We start from the raw sequence: 19048 nt of genomic DNA, 5'->3' as shown, positions 1-19048 counted from the left end.
GTGACGCCGTAGCCGGACCAGCTGCCCTTGGAGTAGTCGGCCGTGTTGCCGTAGATCCGGTCGTCCGAACCGATCCCGAACAGGTTCACCACCGGTGACACCGCAGGAGTCTGCGGGCTCTCGGGCGTTCCGGTCTCGCCGCTGTTGAGGGGCGAGATGTAGGCGGTGATCACCTGGCCGAACGGGGACTCGCCGACATGCCACTTGGTGGTCGTGTTGGTGTGGACCGAGTTGCTCTCGTTTCCACCCGTGATCGTGACGCTGTTGGCCGAAACGGCGGTGACGACGGCGACGTGGTCATTGCTCCAGCTGCTGTCGTTCATGTTGTAGACGACCGCGTCGCCCACGTGCGGCGTGTCCGACAGCGTTCCGTACTTGTGGCCGTAGTCGAGGAAGCTGTTGGCCATGTCCGTCAGCGTGCCCCGGCCGGCGACCCCCGCCTGCGCCCAGGACCAGCCGGCGAAGTCGGCACACCACGCGTGCGTCCTGCTCCCGTTGTAGCAGCTGCTGTTCTGGTTGGGGCCGCCGAAGTATCCGGCGCCGCCGTTTCCGCACGGTCCCGAGCCCGTCTGGCTGCGAGCGGCCGCGGCAGCCGTCTCCCCGAGGGTCGCCGCACTGGCCGTACCCGCACCCAGGGTGGTGAGCGTGGCGATGGACACGGCGGACGCAAGAGCGAACGACACGGGACGCAGCAGCGACGAGGCAGTGGGCTTGGAAGCGGACATGGCGGATCCCCCAGGGAGTCAGGTGAGTTCGGCCTACGTGGTGTTCGCGGCCGAGATCAACTCTGTCCGGGCATGACCGCCCGCGAAATAGGGATCAGGTGGACGCAACCGGCCCCGGCCGGATGTGGCCAGCGACCGGTCCGTCACCGCTCGTCTTCGGCACCGCCGCCGTGGACGGCGCGTACGCAGCGGACCAGCAGGACCAGCCCGTACAGCAGCATCGTCAGTCCGGCGGCCCACCCCAGGCCCAGGGTGAGCGGATGCCCCGGCTTGTGCCAGGGGCGGGTGGTGTTCAGAAGCCAGCCGCCGACGGCGAGCAGGAAGAGCCCGGTGGCGGCCGGGACAGCGGTGGATTCGTCGCCGGTGCCGTTCGCGCCGTTCTCGGCGAATTCTGCGTTTTTGGGAGGGTTCTTGCTCCACATGGCCACCACGTCCTCAGGCGAAATCGGGGCGGGCACTGCGCCTCCGCCATCTTCGCAGGGCCTCGGCCACCATCGGCGGGTGCCTCGGGGTCGGCCGGCTCCCTCGGGCACGGCAAAGGGCCGGCACCTCGCCCCCGAGCGGGGGAGTGCCGGCCCTCGGGCCGTGCTGAGACCTGCAGAGCCGTGTCAGACGCGCTGAGAGGGGCTCAGGAGCCCCTGGGGAGCCTCAGGGACGTCGGAGGCCTCAGAGGACGCGGACGGCGCCCGTCGGCTTGTCGTAGCTCAGGGAGCGCTCGACGATGCCCGTGCTGGGGTTCTGGGCGCCCACGAACTTGCCGCCGCCGACGTAGATGGCGACGTGGTAGGCGCTGCCGCGGGAGCCCCAGTACAGGATGTCGCCCGGCTGGAGGGCGCTCAGGGAGACCGAGGAGCCCCTCGAGGACTGGTCCTGCGACATGCGCGGCAGGGAGATGCCGGCCTGGCGGTAGGCGGCCTGGACGAGGCCGGAGCAGTCGAACGAGGACGGACCGGTGCCGCCCATGACGTACGCCTTGCCGACCTGCGCGCGGGCGAAGTTGACGATCGCGGCGGCGGAGCCGGTCGCCGGGGCGCTGACGGTGCCCGAGCCCTGCTCGCCGGAGTCGGACGCGGAAGTGCTCTGCAGCGAGGTGCGGGAGGAGCTGCGGGTGGCGCGCTCGGCCGCGGCCTTGCGGTCCGCCTCGTCCTTCGCCTTCTTCTCGGCGTCGGCCTTCTCGGCGTCTTCCTTGGCCTTCTTCGCCTCGGCGGCGGCGCCGGTGCGCGCCTGCTCCTCCTGGGAGCGCAGCTCACCGGTGACGGCGGCGGCGGCCGTGTTCTCGGCGGCGGTGGTGACGGCGGAGGAGACGTCGGCGGCCAGGTCCAGGTTCAGGACCGGCATTTCGAGCGTCGTCTCGGTCACGGGCTCGGACGGGGACGCGCTCGCCGTGCCGGCCATCGCCAGGGTGCTGAGGACGCCACCGGCAACTCCGGCGCGGACCGCGAGCTTCGAGGCGCTGCGACGGGGCTTCCGGTGGCTGGGTATGTGAGCGGTGTGGGACATGAGGACAACCGCTATCAGGGCGTCCGGGTTCCCTTCAAGAAACGTGGTCTGCGCCACAGTTGCGCGCGAAGCGGGCTAACCGGACGCGTCGCGCGTCTTATTGACGCCGTAACGGACGTATCGGACACGCCTTCACAAGGCTGTGATCAAGGCGTTTCTGCAATAAGTCCGAATTGATCTGTGGCCTACCATTCCGGCGTACAGATGGCCAAGCCCTCTTTCGGAAGCAAGAATTCGGCGTGGCGCAGGTCACAGGAACGTCTCACTGTGAGGGCGCTGTGGTCCGTCCGTGACCCAGCCGTGAAGTTGCCGTGTGGTGGGACCTCGGCGCTCGTGAATGTGTGCACGCGTCCACCCCCGTCCCCGGGGGCTCCCCCGACCGGGCGACGCGGTTTCCTTTACCCTGCAAGGCTTGATGGCGCAAATTTGCCTGCACTGGGCATCGTTTGATAGTGCCATCCGCCTTCTACCTGCGGTAACGGGGTCGGATGTCACCTTTGGTGATCATGTGGATGCTTCGCGTATGAAGATCACAACTCATCGGGCTTCATGATCGTTCGTCAGGTGGTGGAGATCACAAACTCGTTGTTGTTACCCGTGTCGCAGATCACAGACCGACGGGCATAGGATGCGCAGCAGTCCGGCTTGTGAACTGCCTCACATGCAAATGTCCGATCACGACGTGATCTTCGCGAGGCGGCTCGCTCGGCGCCGGCACAGCGGTCCAACGGTCAAGGACGACTGGAAGGAGCGAGGAGCGTGAATGCGTACGCGCCCATCCTCGTGCTCGGCGCCCTCGGCGCAGGGTTTGCGATCTTCTCCGTGGTCATGGCCACGCTGATCGGCCCAAAACGGTACAACCGGGCGAAGCTCGAGGCGTACGAGTGCGGCATCGAGCCGACGCCCACGCCGGCCGGCGGCGGTCGCTTCCCCATCAAGTACTACCTGACGGCGATGCTCTTCATCGTCTTCGACATCGAAGTTGTCTTCCTCTACCCCTGGGCCGTCACCTTCGACTCCCTGGGGATCTTCGGGCTCGTCGAGATGCTGCTCTTCGTGCTCACCGTCTTCGTCGCCTACGCCTACGTGTGGCGCCGCGGCGGCCTGGAATGGGACTGAGGGGCTGAATTTCCCATGGGACTGGAAGAGAAGCTGCCGAGCGGCTTTCTGCTGACCACCGTCGAACAGGCCGCGGGCTGGGTGCGCAAGTCATCCGTCTTCCCCGCGACCTTCGGCCTGGCCTGTTGCGCCATCGAGATGATGACCACCGGAGCGGGCCGCTACGACCTGGCCCGTTTCGGCATGGAGGTCTTCCGCGGCTCCCCGCGCCAGGCCGATCTGATGATCGTGGCCGGCCGGGTCAGCCAGAAGATGGCGCCGGTGCTGCGGCAGGTGTACGACCAGATGCCCGCTCCCAAATGGGTCATCTCCATGGGGGTTTGTGCATCTTCGGGCGGAATGTTCAACAACTACGCGATCGTCCAGGGCGTCGACCACATCGTGCCCGTGGACATCTATCTGCCCGGCTGCCCGCCCCGCCCCGAGATGCTGATCGACGCGATCCTCAAGCTCCACCAGAAGATCCAGGGCGGAAAGCTCGGCGTGAACCGGGAAGAGGCGGCCCGCGAGGCGGAGGCGGCGGCCCTCAAGGCGCTTCCCACGATCGAGATGAAGGGGCTGCTCCGGTGAGCGACACGAGCGACACCACCCCGGGCACCGACGGCAACGGCAACGGCAACGGGAACAACGTTCCTGCCCCGCGGGGCTCCGCCGGCGGCCCCGAGGTGATCGGCGTCCGCAAGGGCATGTTCGGAGCGCAGAACGGCGGCGACACCAGCGGCTACGGCGGCCTGGTCCGCACCGTGGCCATGCCCGGCGCGAGCCACCGCCCCTTCGGCTCCTACTTCGACGAGGTCGTCGACGAGCTCGAAGGGGCACTGGAGGAGCAGGACCTGGTCCCGGAGAACGCGATCGAGAAGGTCGTCGTCGACCGGGGCGAGCTGACGCTCCACATCGCCCGCGAGCACCTGGCCCGCGTCGCGAAGACCCTGCGCGACGACCCGGCGCTGCGCTTCGAGCTCTGCACAGGCGTCTCCGGGGTGCACTTCCCCGACGACAAGAGCCGCGAGCTGCACGCCGTCTACCACCTGCGCTCGATCACCCACGGCCGGGTGGTGCGCCTGGAGGTGACCGCCCCGGACGCCGACCCGCACATCCCGTCGCTCGTCTCCGTCTACCCGACGAACGACTGGCACGAGCGCGAGACGTACGACTTCTTCGGCCTGGTCTTCGACGGGCACCCGGCGCTCACCCGGATCATGATGCCGGACGACTGGCAGGGCTTCCCGCAGCGCAAGGACTACCCGCTCGGCGGCATCCCCATCGAGTACAAGGGCGCCCAGATCCCGGCTCCCGACCAGCGGAGGTCGTACAGCTGATGTCCACGTCAAACCACGCCTCCTCGAACCCCGCCTCCTCGGACCACGCGGCCTCCCGGGAGACCACCGAGGGCACCGTCTACACCGTCACCGGCGGCGACTGGGACGAGATCGTCCGGTCGGCGGCCAAGGCCGACGACGAGCGGATCGTCGTCAACATGGGTCCGCAGCACCCGTCCACCCACGGAGTGCTCCGGCTGATCCTGGAGATCGACGGCGAAACGGTCACCGAGGCCCGCTGCGGCATCGGCTACCTGCACACCGGCATCGAGAAGAACCTCGAATTCCGGAACTGGACGCAGGGCACCACGTTCGTGACGCGCATGGACTACCTGACGCCGTTCTTCAACGAGACGGCGTACTGCCTCGGCGTCGAGAAGCTGCTCGGCATCACCGACCAGGTCCCGGACCGCGCCACGGTCATCCGCGTCCTGCTGATGGAGCTCAACCGGCTCTCCTCCCACCTGGTGTGCATCGCCACCGGCGGCATGGAGCTGGGCGCGACCACGATCATGATCTACGGCTTCCGCGACCGCGAGCTGATCCTCGACATCTTCGAGCTGATCACCGGCCTGCGCATGAACCACGCGTTCATCCGCCCCGGCGGCCTCGCACAGGATCTGCCCCCGGGCGCCGTCGACCAGCTGCGCGACTTCCTCAAGACCATGAAGAAGAACCTGCCGGAGTACGACAAGCTCGCCACCGGCAACCCCATCTTCAAGGCCCGCATGCAGGACGTCGGCTACCTCGACCTCACCGGCTGCATGGCGCTCGGCGCCACCGGCCCGATCCTGCGCTCCGCCGGCCTGCCGCACGACCTGCGCAAGGCGGATCCGTACTGCGGCTACGAGACCTACGAGTTCGACGTGCCGACCACCGAGACCTGCGACTCGTACGGGCGGTTCCTGGTCCGCCTGGAGGAGATGCGCCAGTCGTTGCGGATCGTCGAGCAGTGCCTGGAGCGGCTCGAGCCGGGCCCGGTCATGGTCGCCGACAAGAAGATCGCCTGGCCGGCGCAGCTCGCGATGGGCCCGGACGGCCTCGGCAACTCGCTCGACCACATCAAGAACATCATGGGCACCTCCATGGAGGCCCTCATCCACCACTTCAAGCTGGTGACCGAGGGCTTCCGGGTGCCGGCGGGGCAGGCGTACGCGGCCGTCGAATCACCCAAGGGCGAACTCGGCGTCCACGTCGTCTCCGACGGCGGCACCCGCCCCTACCGGGTCCACTTCCGCGACCCGTCCTTCACCAACCTGCAGGCCATGGCCGCGATGTGCGAAGGCGGCCAGGTCGCCGACGTCATCGTCGCCGTCGCCTCCATCGACCCCGTGATGGGAGGCGTCGACCGATGACCACTGCGTTCCCTGGAGGGGACACCCCCCAGGCACCCCTGTCTCTGGGCATGCCCCAGCTGCCGGCCCCCGACTTCCCGGCCGACGTGCGCGCCCGGCTCGAAGCGGACGCGAAGGACGTCATCGCCCGCTACCCCGACAGCCGCTCCGCGCTGCTGCCGCTGCTGCACCTGACCCAGGCCGAGGAGGGCTTCGTCTCGCGCACCGGCATCCGGTTCTGCGCCGAGGTGCTGGGCCTGACCACCGCCGAGGTCACCGCCGTGGCCACCTTCTACACGATGTACCGGCGCAAGCCCTCCGGCGACTACCAGGTCGGCGTCTGTACGAACACCCTGTGCGCGGTCATGGGCGGCGACGCGATCTTCGACGAGCTCAAGGAGCACCTCGGGGTCGGCAACAACGAGACCACCCCCGACGGCAAGGTGACCCTCGAGCACATCGAGTGCAACGCGGCCTGCGACTACGCCCCCGTGGTGATGGTCAACTGGGAGTTCTTCGACAACCAGACCCCCGAGTCCGCCAAGGCCATGGTCGACGACCTGCTCGCCGACCGTCCCGTCACGCCGACCCGGGGCGCGCCGCTGTGCACGTACAAGGAGACCGCCCGGATCCTGGCCGGCTTCCCGGACGAGCGCGAGGGCGCGGTCGGCGCGAGCGGCGGGGCCGGCCCCGCCTCCCTGATCGGCCTGCGCATCGCGCGCGGCGAGAGCACGCAGCTCGGCAAGGTCGTGCACCCGCGGGGTGAGGCTCCGACTGCCACCGAGGAGGGGGAGTGATGACGGTGACTGCCGAAATGCATGAGAACGGCGCCCCGGAGAAGCTGCTGGCGCCCGTGCTGTCGGCGTTCTGGGACGAGCCGCAGTCGTGGACGCTGGACACCTATCGCCGGCACGAGGGGTACGAGGGCCTGCGCAAGGCGCTCGCGATGACCCCGGACGATCTCATCGCATACGTGAAGGACTCCGGTCTGCGCGGCCGCGGCGGCGCGGGCTTCCCCACCGGAATGAAGTGGCAGTTCATCCCGCAGGGCGACGGAAAGCCGCACTACCTCGTCGTGAACGCGGACGAGTCGGAGCCGGGAACCTGCAAGGACATCCCCCTTCTCTTCGCCAACCCGCACTCCCTCATCGAGGGAATGATCATTGCCTGCTACGCGATCCGCTCGGAGCACGCCTTCATCTACCTGCGCGGCGAGGTCGTGCCGGTGCTGCGACGCCTGCACGAGGCGGTGCGCGAGGCGTACGAAGCCGGATGCCTCGGGGAGAACATTCTCGGGAGCGGGCTGAAGCTCGACATCACGGTGCACGCGGGGGCGGGCGCGTACATCTGCGGTGAGGAGACGGCACTCCTCGACTCCCTCGAAGGCCGGCGCGGTCAGCCCCGGCTGCGTCCCCCCTTCCCTGCCGTCGAGGGGCTCTACGCGTGCCCCACTGTCGTCAACAACGTGGAGTCGATCGCCTCGGTTCCCGCGATCCTGAACAAGGGCAAGGACTGGTTCAAGTCGATGGGGACCGAGAAGTCCCCCGGCTTCACCCTGTACTCGCTCTCCGGGCACGTGGCCGGGCCCGGCCAGTACGAGGCCCCGCTCGGCATCACCCTGCGCCAGCTGCTCGACATGAGCGGCGGGATGCGCCCCGGGCACCGGCTGAAGTTCTGGACCCCGGGCGGCTCGTCCACCCCGATGTTCACGGACGAGCACCTGGACGTGCCGCTGGACTACGAGGGCGTCGGCGCGGCCGGCTCCATGCTCGGCACCAAGGCGCTCCAGTGCTTCGACGAGACGACCTGCGTGGTGCGGGCCGTCACCCGCTGGACCGAGTTCTACGCCCACGAGTCCTGCGGCAAGTGCACCCCCTGCCGCGAAGGCACGTACTGGCTGGTCCAGTTGCTCCGCGACATCGAGGCCGGCAAGGGCGTCATGTCCGACCTCGACAAGCTGAACGACATCGCCGACAACATCAACGGCAAGTCGTTCTGCGCGCTCGGCGACGGCGCCGCCAGCCCGATCTTCTCCTCGCTCAAGTACTTCCGCGAGGAGTACGAGCAGCACATCACGGGCAAGGGCTGCCCCTTCGACCCCAGGAAGTCGACCCTCTGGGCTGACACGGAGGTGAACGCGTGACCGTCACCACTAACTCCCCCGCCGGTGGCGGCGAGGCCGCGGGCCGGCCGAAGGCCGCCGAAGACACCGTCTCCCTGACCATCGACGGCATCGAACTGTCGGTGCCCAAGGGGACCCTGGTCATCCGGGCCGCCGAGCAGATCGGCATCGAGATCCCCCGGTTCTGCGACCACCCCCTCCTCGACCCGGTCGGCGCCTGCCGCCAGTGCATCGTCGAGGTCGAGGGCCAGCGCAAGCCGATGGCCTCCTGCACCATCACCTGCACCGACGGCATGGTCGTCAAGACGCAGCTCACCTCCCCGGTCGCCGAGAAGTCCCAGCGCGGCGTGATGGAGCTGCTGCTCATCAACCACCCGCTGGACTGTCCGGTCTGCGACAAGGGCGGCGAGTGCCCGCTGCAGAACCAGGCGATGTCCCACGGGCAGAGCGACTCGCGTTTCGAGGGCAAGAAGCGCACGTACGAGAAGCCGGTCCCGATCTCCACCCAGGTGCTGCTGGACCGCGAGCGGTGCGTGCTGTGCGCGCGCTGCACCCGGTTCTCCACCCAGGTGGCCGGCGACCCGATGATCGAGCTGCTCGAGCGCGGCGCGCTCCAGCAGGTCGGCATCGGCGAGGGCGACCCCTTCGAGTCGTACTTCTCGGGCAACACCATCCAGATCTGCCCCGTCGGCGCCCTCACCTCGGCCGCCTACCGGTTCCGCTCCCGCCCGTTCGACCTCGTCTCCTCCCCGAGCGTGTGCGAGCACTGCGCGGGCGGCTGCGCGACCCGGACCGACCACCGCCGCGGCAAGGTGCTGCGCCGGATGGCCGCCGAGGACCCCGAGGTCAACGAGGAGTGGATCTGCGACAAGGGCCGCTTCGGCTTCCGCTACGCGCAGCGCCCGGACCGCCTCACCACCCCGCTCGTACGCGGCACGGACGGGGTCCTCGCCCCGGCCAGCTGGCCCGAGGCCCTGGAGGCCGCGGCCGCCGGGCTCGCCGCCGCGCGCGGCCGTGCAGGGGTCCTGACCGGCGGGCGGCTCACCGTCGAGGACGCCTACGCGTACGCCAAGTTCGCCCGGGTCGTCCTCGACACCAACGACATCGACTTCCGGGCCCGGATCCACAGCGCGGAGGAGGCCGAGTTCCTGGCCGCCACCGTCGCCGGCACCGGCAAGGACCTCGACGGTACGGGGGTGACGTACGCGAAGCTGGAGGCGGCGCCCGCCGTCCTGCTCGCCGGCATCGAGTCCGAGGAGGAGGCCCCCGGCGTCTTCCTGAGGCTGCGCAAGGCCCACCGCAAGCACAAGCAGCGGACCTTCGCCCTCGCCCCGTTCGCCACCCGCGGCCTGGAGAAGGCGGGCGGCACCCTGCTGGCCGCCGCCCCCGGCACCGAGCCCGACTGGCTCGACGCACTCGCCACCCGCACCGGCCTGGAGGCCGGCGGGGCCGAGGCCGCCGACGCGCTGAGGGGGCCCGGCGCGGTCATCGTCGTCGGGGAGCGGCTCGCCGGGGTCCCCGGCGCGCTGACCGCCGCCGTACGGGCCGCCGCCGCGACCGGCGCGCAGCTGGTGTGGATCCCGCGCCGGGCCGGGGAGCGGGCCGCCGTGGAGGCGGGCGCGCTGCCGTCCCTGCTGCCGGGGGGCCGTCCGGCCACCGATCCGCGGGCCCGCGACGAGGTCGCCACCGCCTGGGGGCTGGACGAGCTCCCGCACCGCTACGGCCGCGACACCGGCCAGATCGTCGAGGCCGCGGCGGGCCGGGAGCTCTCGGCCCTGCTGGTCGCCGGCGTCGAGATCGCGGACCTGCCGGATCCGGCCCGGGCGCTGGTCGCCCTCCAGGAGGCCTTCGTGGTCTCGCTGGAACTGCGGCCCGGCCAGGTCACCGACCACGCGGACGTGGTCTTCCCGGTCGCCGCCGTCGCCGAGAAGGCCGGCGCGTTCGTCAACTGGGAGGGCAGGGTCCGGCCGTTCGAGGCCGCGCTCAAGCCCGACCAGATGACCCGCACGCTCGCCCCCGCCGACGCCCGCGTGCTGCACATGCTGGCCGACGCGGCCGACCGGCCGATCGCGCTGCCCGACGTACACGCCGTACGCCGCGAGATCGACGCGCTCGGCCCGTGGGCCGGGGAGCGGGCGGCAGGGCAGTCCGCGGACACCGCGCCGCTGCCCCGTCCCGGGGCGGGCGAGGCGGTCCTCGCGGGCCACCGGCTCCTCCTCGACCAGGGCCGGCTCCAGGAGGGCGACGACGCCCTGGCCGGCACCCGGCACGAGGCGAGCGCCCGGCTCTCGGCCGCCACGGCCGCCGAGACGGGCGTCAAGGACGGCGACGTCCTCGCGGTGACCGGCCCGGCCGGCTCCGTGGAACTGCCGCTGCGGATCACCGAGATGCCCGACCGCGTGGTCTGGCTCCCGCTGAACTCCACCGGCCACGGCGTCCTCGCCGACACCGGGGCCCACCCGGGCACCCTCGTACGGATCGGCCCGGCGACCCCGGCCGACAGCAGCGGCACCCCTGCGGAGGTGGGCGCGTGAACGCGGTACAGCTCGCTGCCGAGGACCTCTCCCTGTTCGGCAGGGACGTCTGGTGGCTGGTCGTGATCAAGGCGGTGTTCTGCTTCGCCTTCCTGATGGTGACCGTGCTCTTCTCGATCGTCTGGGAGCGCAAGGTCGTCGCCTGGATGCAGCTGCGCATCGGCCCCAACCGGCACGGGCCCTGGGGCATGCTCCAGTCGCTCGCCGACGGCGTGAAGCTGATGCTCAAGGAAGACATCATCGTCAAGCGGGCCGACAAGGTGGTCTACGTCCTGGCCCCGATCATCGCGGCGATCCCGGCCTTCATGGCCATCGCGGTGATCCCCTTCGGCCCGGCCGGCGACGAGGTCTCGATCTTCGGCCAGCGCACCACGATGCAGCTGACCGACCTGCCGATCGCGATGCTCTACATCCTCGCGGTCGCCTCGGTCGGCATCTACGGCATCGTCCTGGCCGGCTGGTCCTCGGGCTCGACGTACCCGCTGCTCGGCGGCCTGCGCTCCTGCGCGCAGATGATCTCGTACGAGATCGCGATGGGCGCGGCCTTCGCCTCCGTCTTCCTCTACTCCGGGTCGATGTCGACCTCGGCGATCGTGGAGGCGCAGGCGGACCGCTGGTACATCGTGCTGCTGCCGGTGTCCTTCATCATCTACGTCATCACGATGGTCGGCGAGACGAACCGCGCGCCGTTCGACATGCCGGAGTCCGAGGGCGACCTCGTCGGCGGCTTCAACACCGAGTACTCCTCCATCAAGTTCGCGCTGTTCATGCTGGCCGAGTACGTCAACATGGTCACCGTCTCGGCGGTCTCGGTCACCCTCTTCCTCGGCGGCTGGCGGGCCCCCGCGCCGATCTCCACGTACTGGGAGGGCGCGAACCACGGCTGGTGGCCGATGCTCTGGTTCGTCATCAAGGTCCAGCTGCTGCTGTTCTTCTTCATCTGGCTGCGCGGCACGCTGCCCCGCGTGCGCTACGACCAGCTGATGAAGCTCGGCTGGAAGGTCCTGATCCCGGTCTCCGTGCTCTGGCTGATGCTGGTCGCGACCGTGCGGGCGCTGCGCAACGAGCAGTACGACTTCTCGGAGATCGTCCTGTACGTCGGCGGCGCCGTCGTCGCGATCCTGCTGCTGTCCTTCGTCGCGGACCTCTTCCGGGACCGGAAGGAGAAGGCGGCCGCGGAGCAGGCCGACGAGGCCGCCGGGGCCGAGCCCTTCGACCCGCTGGCGGGCGGGTTCCCCGTGCCGCCCAAGCCCGGCCAGCACCTGGCTCCCGTACCGCGCAGGCGGCCTCGCAGTGAGCGGGAGCTGATTGTCAGTGGCGGGACGAATACTGACAGTGACCGAGAGGAGGGTGCTGAGAATGCCTGACGCGGACCGGAACGAGAAGAACGACCAGTGGCAGAACCCGGTGGCCGGCTTCGGCGTGACCTTCAAGGCCATGTTCAAGAAGCGCCTCACCGAGCAGTACCCGGAGCAGCAGAAGACCACCGCGCCGCGCTTCCACGGACGGCACCAGCTGAACCGGCACCCGGACGGTCTGGAGAAGTGCATCGGGTGCGAGCTCTGCGCCTGGGCCTGTCCCGCCGACGCCATCTACGTGGAGGGCGCGGACAACACGGAGGAGGAGCGGTACTCCCCGGGTGAGCGGTACGGCCGGGTCTACCAGATCAACTACGCCCGCTGCATCCTGTGCGGGCTGTGCATCGAGGCCTGCCCGACGCGCGCCCTGACGATGACGAACGAGTTCGAACTGGCCGACGCCAGCCGCGAATCGCTCATCTACACCAAGGAGCAGCTGCTCGCCGGCCTGACCGAGGGCATGGTGGAGACGCCGCACTCGATCTTCCCGGGCATGGACGAGCAGGACTACTACCGGGGGCTGGTGACGGGGGCGGCTCCCGGTACGCAGCGGCAGGTGGCGGTCTCCAAGGGCGAAGAAGCCGAGGGCGAGCAGGCGGCGTCCTCCGAGGAGGTGCAGGCATGAGCGCCCTCGCAGCGGCCACCCTGACCTCCACGGGCGAGGCGGTCCAGTTCTGGGTCCTCGGCACCGTCGCCGTCATCGGCGCGCTGTCCACGATCCTGATGAAGAGGGCCGTGCACAGCGCGCTGAGCCTGGCCGGGACGATGATCATCCTGGCGGTCTTCTACCTCGCCAACGGGGCGTACTTCCTGGGCGTGGTCCAGGTCATCGTCTACACCGGCGCGATCATGATGCTCTTCCTCTTCGTGGTCATGCTCGTCGGCGTCACCGCCGCCGACTCGCTGAAGGAGACCCTCAAGGGGCAGCGCTGGCTGGCCGCCCTGTGCGGGCTCGGCTTCGGCGTCCTGCTGATCGCCGGCATCGGCAATGCCGGGCTCAGCCACTTCAACGGGCTCGGCCGGGTCAACTCCGCCGGGCACGTGGAGGGGCTGGCCACGCTGATCTTCACCAAGTACGTGTTCGCCTTCGAGATCACCGGCGCGCTGCTGATCACGGCCGCCGTCGGCGCGATGGTCCTCACCCACCGCGAGCGCACCGAGCGGGCCGCCACGCAGCGCGAGCTCGCCGAGCGCCGCGTCCGCGAGGGTGTCCAGCTCCCGCCGCTGCCCGCGCCCGGCGTCTACGCCCGGCACAACGCGGTGGACGTCGCCGGTCTGCTGCCGGACGGCACCCCGTCCGAGCTGACCGTCAACAAGACGCTGCGCGCCCGCGGCCAGATCCGGGACGTCTCCAGCGAGGCGCTGAACGACCTGAAGGCGCTGGAGCAGGCGTCGGCCGAGCGGCTCGGCCGTGAGGAGGCCTCGAAGTGAACCCGGTCAACTACCTGTACCTGTCGGCGCTGCTGTTCACCATCGGCGCCGCCGGAGTGCTGATCCGGAAGAACGCGATCGTGCTGTTCATGTGCGTCGAGCTGATGCTCAACGCCTGCAACCTCGCCTTCGTCACCTTCTCCCGGATGCACGGCAACCTCGACGGCCAGATCATCGCCTTCTTCACGATGGTCGTCGCCGCCGCGGAGGTCGTGGTGGGCCTCGCGATCATCGTGTCGCTGTTCCGTACCCGCCACTCGGCCTCGGTCGACGACGCCAGCCTGATGAAGCTGTAAGGGGCGCTCACAGTGGAGAATCTGATTGGGCTGCTGATCGCGGCGCCCCTGCTCGGAGCGGCGGTGCTGCTCTGCGGCGGCCGCCGCCTCGACAAGGCCGGCCACTGGCTCGGCACCCTCCTCGCCGCCGCCTCCTTCGGCATCGGCGCGGCCCTGTTCACCGACCTGCTGGGACGCAGCGCCGATGACCGGTCCCTGCACCAGAAGCTGTACACCTGGATCCCGGTCGAGGGCTTCCAGGCGGACGTCGCCTTCCAGCTCGACCAGCTGTCGATGACGTTCGTCCTGCTGATCACCGGGGTGGGCACGCTCATCCACGTGTACTCGATCGGGTACATGGAGCACGACGAGCGCCGCCGCCGCTTCTTCGGCTACCTCAACCTGTTCCTCGCGGCGATGCTGCTGCTGGTCCTCGCCGACAACTACCTGCTGCTGTACGTCGGGTGGGAGGGCGTCGGCCTCGCCTCGTACCTGCTCATCGGCTTCTGGCAGCACAAGCCCAGCGCGGCGACCGCCGCGAAGAAGGCCTTCCTGGTCAACCGGGTCGGCGACATGGGCCTGTCGATCGCGATCATGCTGCTGTTCACCACCTTCGGGACCTTCGCCTTCGGGCCGGTGTTCGCCTCCGTGGGCAACGCGACCGAGGGCAAGCTGACGGCGATCGCCCTGATGCTGCTGCTCGCCGCGTGCGGCAAGTCGGCCCAGGTGCCGCTGCAGTCCTGGCTCGGTGACGCGATGGAGGGCCCGACCCCGGTCTCGGCCCTGATCCACGCGGCGACGATGGTGACGGCGGGCGTGTACCTGATCGTCCGCTCGGCCGCCGTCTTCAACGGGGCGCCGGACGCACAGCTGGTGGTCACCATCGTGGGCGCGGTCACGCTGATCTTCGGTGCGATCGTCGGTTGCGCGAAGGACGACATCAAGAAGGCCCTCGCCGGGTCGACGATGTCGCAGATCGGGTACATGATCCTGGCGGCGGGCCTCGGCCCGATCGGGTACGTCTTCGCGATCATGCACCTCGTGACGCACGGCTTCTTCAAGGCCGGCCTCTTCCTCGGCGCGGGTTCCGTCATGCACGGGATGAACGACGAGGTGGACATGCGCAAGTACGGCGCCCTGCGGAAGTTCATGCCGGTCACCTTCGTCACCTTCGGCCTCGGCTACCTGGCGATCATCGGCTTCCCCGGTCTGTCCGGCTTCTTCTCCAAGGACATGATCATCGAGGCGGCCTTCGCCAAGGGCGGCACCCAGGGCTGGATCCTCGGCGGGGTCGCCCTGCTGGGCGCCGGCATCACCGCCTTCTACATGACCCGGGTCATGCTCCTCACCTTCTTCGGTGAGAAGCGCTGGCAGCCCGACGCCGAGGGCCACGAGCCGCACCCGCACGAGTCCCCGAAGTCCATGACCATCCCGATGATCATCCTGGCGTTCGGGTCGGTCTTCGCCGGCGCGTTCTTCGAGATCGGCGAGCGCTTCCTGAAGTGGCTGGAGCCGGTCACCGGCTACGAACACGGCAACTCGCCGGTCAGCGCCATGACGGTGACCGCGTCCACCATGGTCGTCCTGGTCGTCGGCGTCGGCATCGCCTGGTCGATGTACGGCCGCAGGCCCGTCCCGGTGGTCGCCCCGCGCGGCTCGCTCCTCACCCGGGCGGCCCGGCGGGACCTGCTCCAGGACGACTTCAACCACGTCGTGCTGGTGCGCGGCGGGGAGCACCTGACCCGCTCGCTCGTGTACGTCGACCACAGCCTGGTCGACGGGGTGGTCAACGGGACGGCCGCCTCGGTCGGCGGGGCGTCGGGCCGGCTGCGCAAGCTGCAGAACGGCTACGCCCGCAGCTACGCGGTCTCGATGTTCGGGGGCACGGCGATCCTCATCGCCGCGACCCTGCTGATGAGGGCGGTGTGAGATGAGTTTCCCGCTTCTGACGGTGACGGCCGCGGTCCCCGCGGTCGGCGCCGTCCTGACGGCGGCCGTCCCGGCCGCCCGCAGGACCGCGGCCAAGTGGCTCGCGCTGCTGTTCTCGCTGGCGACGCTGGCCCTGGCCGTGCTCGTCGCGGTCCGCTTCGAACCCGGCGGCGCCCGCTACCAGCTCACCGAATCACATGCCTGGATCGCCGACTTCGGCGTCCGCTACGAACTGGGCGTCGACGGCATCGGGGTGGCGCTGATCGCGCTCACCGCGCTGCTGATCCCCTTCGTCATCGGGGCCGGCTGGCACGACGCCGACCCGGTCGAGACCGAATCCCCGGCGCACTCGCGCTGGCGGCCGACCCAGGGCTTCTTCGCCCTGATCCTGCTGGTCGAGGCGATGGTGGTGATCTCGTTCGAGGCCACCGACGTCTTCCTCTTCTACATCTTCTTCGAAGCCATGCTCATCCCGATGTACTTCCTCATCGGCGGCTTCGGGGACCGGGCGCATGCCGGGTCCGATGAGAACGCGGCCGCGCAGCGCTCGTACGCGGCGGTCAAGTTCCTCCTCTACAACCTGGTCGGCGGCCTCATCATGCTGGCCGCGGTCATCGGGCTGTACGTGGTCGCCGGGAACTTCTCGCTCCAGGAGATCGCCGCCGCCCGTGCCGCGGGCACGCTCGACATGGCGACCAACACCGAGCGGTTGCTGTTCCTCGGCTTCTTCTTCGCCTTCGCGGTGAAGGCCCCGCTGTGGCCGCTGCACACCTGGCTGCCGAACGCGATGGGAGAGTCCACCGCCCCCGTCGCCGTACTGATCACCGCGGTCGTCGACAAGGTCGGCACCTTCGCGATGCTCCGCTTCTGCCTCGGGCTGTTCCCCGACGCCAGCAAGTGGGCCACGCCGGTGATCCTCGTCCTGGCCCTGATCAGCATCGTCTACGGCGCGCTGGTCGCGGTCGGGCAGCGGGACATCAAGCGCCTGGTCGCGTACGCCTCGATCTCCCACTTCGGGTTCATCGTCATGGGCATCTTCGCGATGACCTCCCAAGGGCAGTCGGGCGCGACGCTGTACATGGTCAACCACGGGCTCTCGACGGCCGCGCTGATGCTGGTGGCGGGCTTCCTGATCTCGCGGCGCGGCTCCCGGCTCATCGCCGATTACGGCGGTGTGCAGAAGGTGGCCCCGGTCCTGGCCGGCACCTTCCTGATCGGCGGCCTCGCCACGCTGTCGCTGCCGGGCCTGGCGCCCTTCGTCAGTGAATTCCTGGTCCTGGTCGGCACGTTCGCCCGGTACCCCGTCATCGGCATCATCGCCACCATCGGCATCGTGCTGGCCGCGCTCTACACCCTGGTGCTCTACCAGCGCACGATGACCGGCCCCGTGAAGGAGGAGGTCCGCACGATGAAGGACCTGCGCCTGCGGGAGGTGCTGGTGGTCGCCCCGCTGATCGCGCTGCTGATCGCGCTCGGCGTGTACCCGAAGCCGCTCACCGAGATCGTCAACCCGGCGGTGGAGCACACCATGTCCGAGGTACACCAGAAGGACCCGAAGCCACAGGTGGCCGTCGAGGCCAAGAACGGGGAGGCGGCGAAGTGAGCACCATGGCTGCTGCCCAAGGGCTGCTGACGCTGGCGGCCGCGGAACCGGCCGACCGGATCCCGGCCCCGCACATCGAGTACGCGCAGCTCGCGCCCACGCTGATCGTGGTGGGTGCGGCGATCATCGGAGTCCTCGTCGAGGCCTTCGTCCCGCGCAAGTCCCGCTACTACGTCCAGGTGTTCCTCGCCGTCGCCGCGCTGGCCTCGGCCTTCGCGGCGGTCGTCGGCCTCGCCGCCGGCGGGTACGGGAGCGACAAGGCGCACATCGCGGCGATGGGCGCCGTGGCCGTGGACGGCCCGGCGCTGTTCCTGCAGGGCACCATCCTCCTGGCCTCGATCGTCGCGGTCTTCACCTTCGCCGAGCGGCGCCTGGACCCGGCCGCGCACGGCAACCGGGTGGACTCGTTCGCCGCGCAGGCGGCGTCCGTACCGGGCAGCGACAGCGAGAAGGCCGCCGTCAAGGCGGGCTTCACCACCACCGAGGTCTTCCCGCTGGTGCTGTTCGCGATCTCCGGCATGCTGATCTTCCCGGCGGCCAACGACCTGCTGACGCTGTTCGTGGCCCTGGAGGTCTTCTCCCTCCCGCTGTACCTGCTCTGCGCCGTCGCCCGCCGCCAGCGGCTGATGTCGCAGGAGGCGGCGGTCAAGTACTTCCTGCTCGGGGCCTTCTCCTCGGCCTTCCTCCTCTTCGGCATCGCGCTGGTCTACGGGTACGCGGGCTCGGTCTCGTACGCGGCCATCGCCGACGTGGTCGACGGCACCGTCACGAAGGTCGACCCGGCGCTCGCCGACACCATGGGCAACGACGCGCTGCTGCTGATCGGCGGGGCGCTGATCATGATGGGCCTGCTCTTCAAGGTCGGCGCCGTCCCGTTCCACATGTGGACCCCGGACGTCTACCAGGGCGCCCCGACCCCGGTCACGGGCTTCATGGCGGCGGCGACGAAGGTGGCCGCCTTCGGCGCGCTGCTGCGCCTGCTGTATGTGGTCCTGCCGGGCCTGCGGTGGGACTGGCGGCCGGTGATGTGGGGCGTCGCCATCGTGACGATGCTGGCCGGTGCGGTGATCGCTGTCACCCAGACCGACGTCAAGCGCCTGTTGGCGTACTCCTCGATCGCGCACGCGGGCTTCATCCTGGCCGGCGTGATCGCGACCTCGGCGGAGGGCGTCCAGTCCGTCCTCTTCTACCTGGCCGCGTACTCCTTCGTGACGATCGGCGCGTTCGCGGTGGTCACGCTGGTGCGCGATGCGGGCGGAGAGGCGACGCACCTGTCCAAGTGGGCGGGCCTGGGCCGCCGTTCCCCGCTGACGGCGGCGGTCTTCGCGGTGTTCCTGCTGGCCTTCGCCGGCATCCCGCTGACGTCCGGCTTCGCCGGAAAGTTCGCCGTGTTCAAGGCGGCGGCGGAGGGCGGTGCGGGCGTGCTGGTCGTGGTCGGTGTCATCTCGTCCGCGATCGCCGCGTTCTTCTACATCCGGGTGATCGTCCTGATGTTCTTCAGCGAGCCGAAGCCGGACGGCCCGACGGTGGCCGTCCCGTCGCCGCTGACGATGACGACGATCGCGGTGGGCGTGGCGGTGACGCTGGTCCTGGGCCTGGCGCCGCAGTACTTCCTGGACCTGGCGGGACAGGCGAGCACGTTCGTCCGCTGACCGGCTGTCGCGCGGCCGTGGGGGGGGGGGGGGGGGGGGGGGGGGGGGGGGGGGGGGGGGGGGGGGGGGGGGGGGGGGGGGGGGGGGGGGGGGAGGGGGGGGGGGGGTGGGGTGGGGGGGGGGGGGGGAGGAAAGAAAAGAGCAGGC

The 19048-nt window shown here is 69.7% G+C and carries 17 protein-coding genes; 14 read left to right on the top strand and 3 right to left on the bottom strand.

Going from position 1 to position 19048, the window contains the following annotated elements; all coding sequences use genetic code 11:
- The 3 genes from ACZ49B_RS32855 to ACZ49B_RS32845 all read right to left on the bottom strand — a co-directional run.
- Positions 1-725, bottom strand: a 725-nt coding sequence (locus ACZ49B_RS32855) for a CHAP domain-containing protein (RefSeq protein ID WP_468313116.1), incomplete at its 3' end; no start/stop codon positions are given.
- Positions 726-868: 143 nt separating this feature from the next.
- On the bottom strand, positions 869-1147 hold the full coding sequence (locus tag ACZ49B_RS32850) for a hypothetical protein (RefSeq protein WP_468313113.1): 279 nt from the start codon (positions 1145-1147) through the stop codon (positions 869-871).
- 244 nt (positions 1148-1391) lie between these two features.
- The gene (locus ACZ49B_RS32845; protein ID WP_468313110.1) at positions 1392-2225 is read right to left on the bottom strand and encodes a C40 family peptidase; all 834 of its coding nucleotides are present in this window, start codon (positions 2223-2225) and stop codon (positions 1392-1394) included.
- Positions 2226-2984: 759 nt separating this feature from the next.
- Here ACZ49B_RS32845 and ACZ49B_RS32840 point away from each other — a divergent pair.
- From ACZ49B_RS32840 to nuoN, 14 genes are read left to right on the top strand one after another with little or no spacing between them, the layout of a single operon-like run.
- Positions 2985-3344, top strand: coding sequence for an NADH-quinone oxidoreductase subunit A (locus tag ACZ49B_RS32840; protein WP_030028256.1), 360 nt, complete (start codon positions 2985-2987; stop codon positions 3342-3344).
- A gap of 15 nt (positions 3345-3359) precedes the next feature.
- A complete protein-coding gene (locus tag ACZ49B_RS32835) occupies positions 3360-3914 on the top strand; it encodes a NuoB/complex I 20 kDa subunit family protein (protein ID WP_030298030.1) in 555 nt (184 codons plus the stop codon).
- Complete coding sequence (locus tag ACZ49B_RS32830) at positions 3911-4663, top strand: NADH-quinone oxidoreductase subunit C (protein ID WP_468313105.1); 753 nt, start codon at positions 3911-3913, stop codon at positions 4661-4663. The genes ACZ49B_RS32835 and ACZ49B_RS32830 overlap by 4 nt, the downstream gene beginning before the upstream one ends.
- A complete protein-coding gene (locus ACZ49B_RS32825; RefSeq protein ID WP_468313102.1) occupies positions 4663-6018 on the top strand; it encodes an NADH-quinone oxidoreductase subunit D in 1356 nt (451 codons plus the stop codon). Before ACZ49B_RS32830 ends, ACZ49B_RS32825 begins: the two co-directional genes overlap by 1 nt.
- A gap of 50 nt (positions 6019-6068) precedes the next feature.
- Entirely contained in the window at positions 6069-6794 is a 726-nt protein-coding gene (gene nuoE, locus ACZ49B_RS32820) for an NADH-quinone oxidoreductase subunit NuoE (RefSeq protein ID WP_468313099.1), read from the top strand.
- Positions 6791-8140, top strand: a complete 1350-nt coding sequence (gene nuoF / locus ACZ49B_RS32815) for an NADH-quinone oxidoreductase subunit NuoF (protein WP_468313096.1) — start codon at positions 6791-6793, stop codon at positions 8138-8140. Before nuoE ends, nuoF begins: the two co-directional genes overlap by 4 nt.
- The gene (locus tag ACZ49B_RS32810) at positions 8137-10653 is read left to right on the top strand and encodes an NADH-quinone oxidoreductase subunit G (RefSeq protein WP_468313093.1); all 2517 of its coding nucleotides are present in this window, start codon (positions 8137-8139) and stop codon (positions 10651-10653) included. Before nuoF ends, ACZ49B_RS32810 begins: the two co-directional genes overlap by 4 nt.
- Complete coding sequence (gene nuoH / locus ACZ49B_RS32805; protein WP_468313090.1) at positions 10650-12020, top strand: NADH-quinone oxidoreductase subunit NuoH; 1371 nt, start codon at positions 10650-10652, stop codon at positions 12018-12020. The genes ACZ49B_RS32810 and nuoH overlap by 4 nt, the downstream gene beginning before the upstream one ends.
- Positions 12013-12636, top strand: a complete 624-nt coding sequence (gene nuoI / locus ACZ49B_RS32800; RefSeq protein WP_468313087.1) for an NADH-quinone oxidoreductase subunit NuoI — start codon at positions 12013-12015, stop codon at positions 12634-12636. Before nuoH ends, nuoI begins: the two co-directional genes overlap by 8 nt.
- Positions 12633-13442, top strand: coding sequence for an NADH-quinone oxidoreductase subunit J (locus ACZ49B_RS32795; RefSeq protein ID WP_468313084.1), 810 nt, complete (start codon positions 12633-12635; stop codon positions 13440-13442). The genes nuoI and ACZ49B_RS32795 overlap by 4 nt, the downstream gene beginning before the upstream one ends.
- On the top strand, positions 13439-13738 hold the full coding sequence (gene nuoK, locus ACZ49B_RS32790) for an NADH-quinone oxidoreductase subunit NuoK (RefSeq protein ID WP_112449176.1): 300 nt from the start codon (positions 13439-13441) through the stop codon (positions 13736-13738). The genes ACZ49B_RS32795 and nuoK overlap by 4 nt, the downstream gene beginning before the upstream one ends.
- A 12-nt stretch (positions 13739-13750) precedes the next feature.
- Positions 13751-15646, top strand: coding sequence for an NADH-quinone oxidoreductase subunit L (gene nuoL / locus ACZ49B_RS32785; protein ID WP_468313081.1), 1896 nt, complete (start codon positions 13751-13753; stop codon positions 15644-15646).
- Position 15647: 1 nt separating this feature from the next.
- Positions 15648-17249, top strand: coding sequence for an NADH-quinone oxidoreductase subunit M (locus tag ACZ49B_RS32780; RefSeq protein WP_468313078.1), 1602 nt, complete (start codon positions 15648-15650; stop codon positions 17247-17249).
- 5 nt (positions 17250-17254) lie between these two features.
- Positions 17255-18901 carry an NADH-quinone oxidoreductase subunit NuoN gene (gene nuoN / locus ACZ49B_RS32775; RefSeq protein ID WP_468313075.1) on the top strand — a complete coding sequence of 549 codons (1647 nt, stop codon included), beginning with the start codon at positions 17255-17257 and terminating at the stop codon, positions 18899-18901.
- The last annotated feature ends 147 nt before the right edge of the window (positions 18902-19048 follow it).

The organism is Streptomyces sp. NPDC031132, from assembly GCF_055570595.1.
Note: the sequence above shows the minus strand (reverse complement) of the source record. Positions and strands in the feature narration are given on the sequence as shown.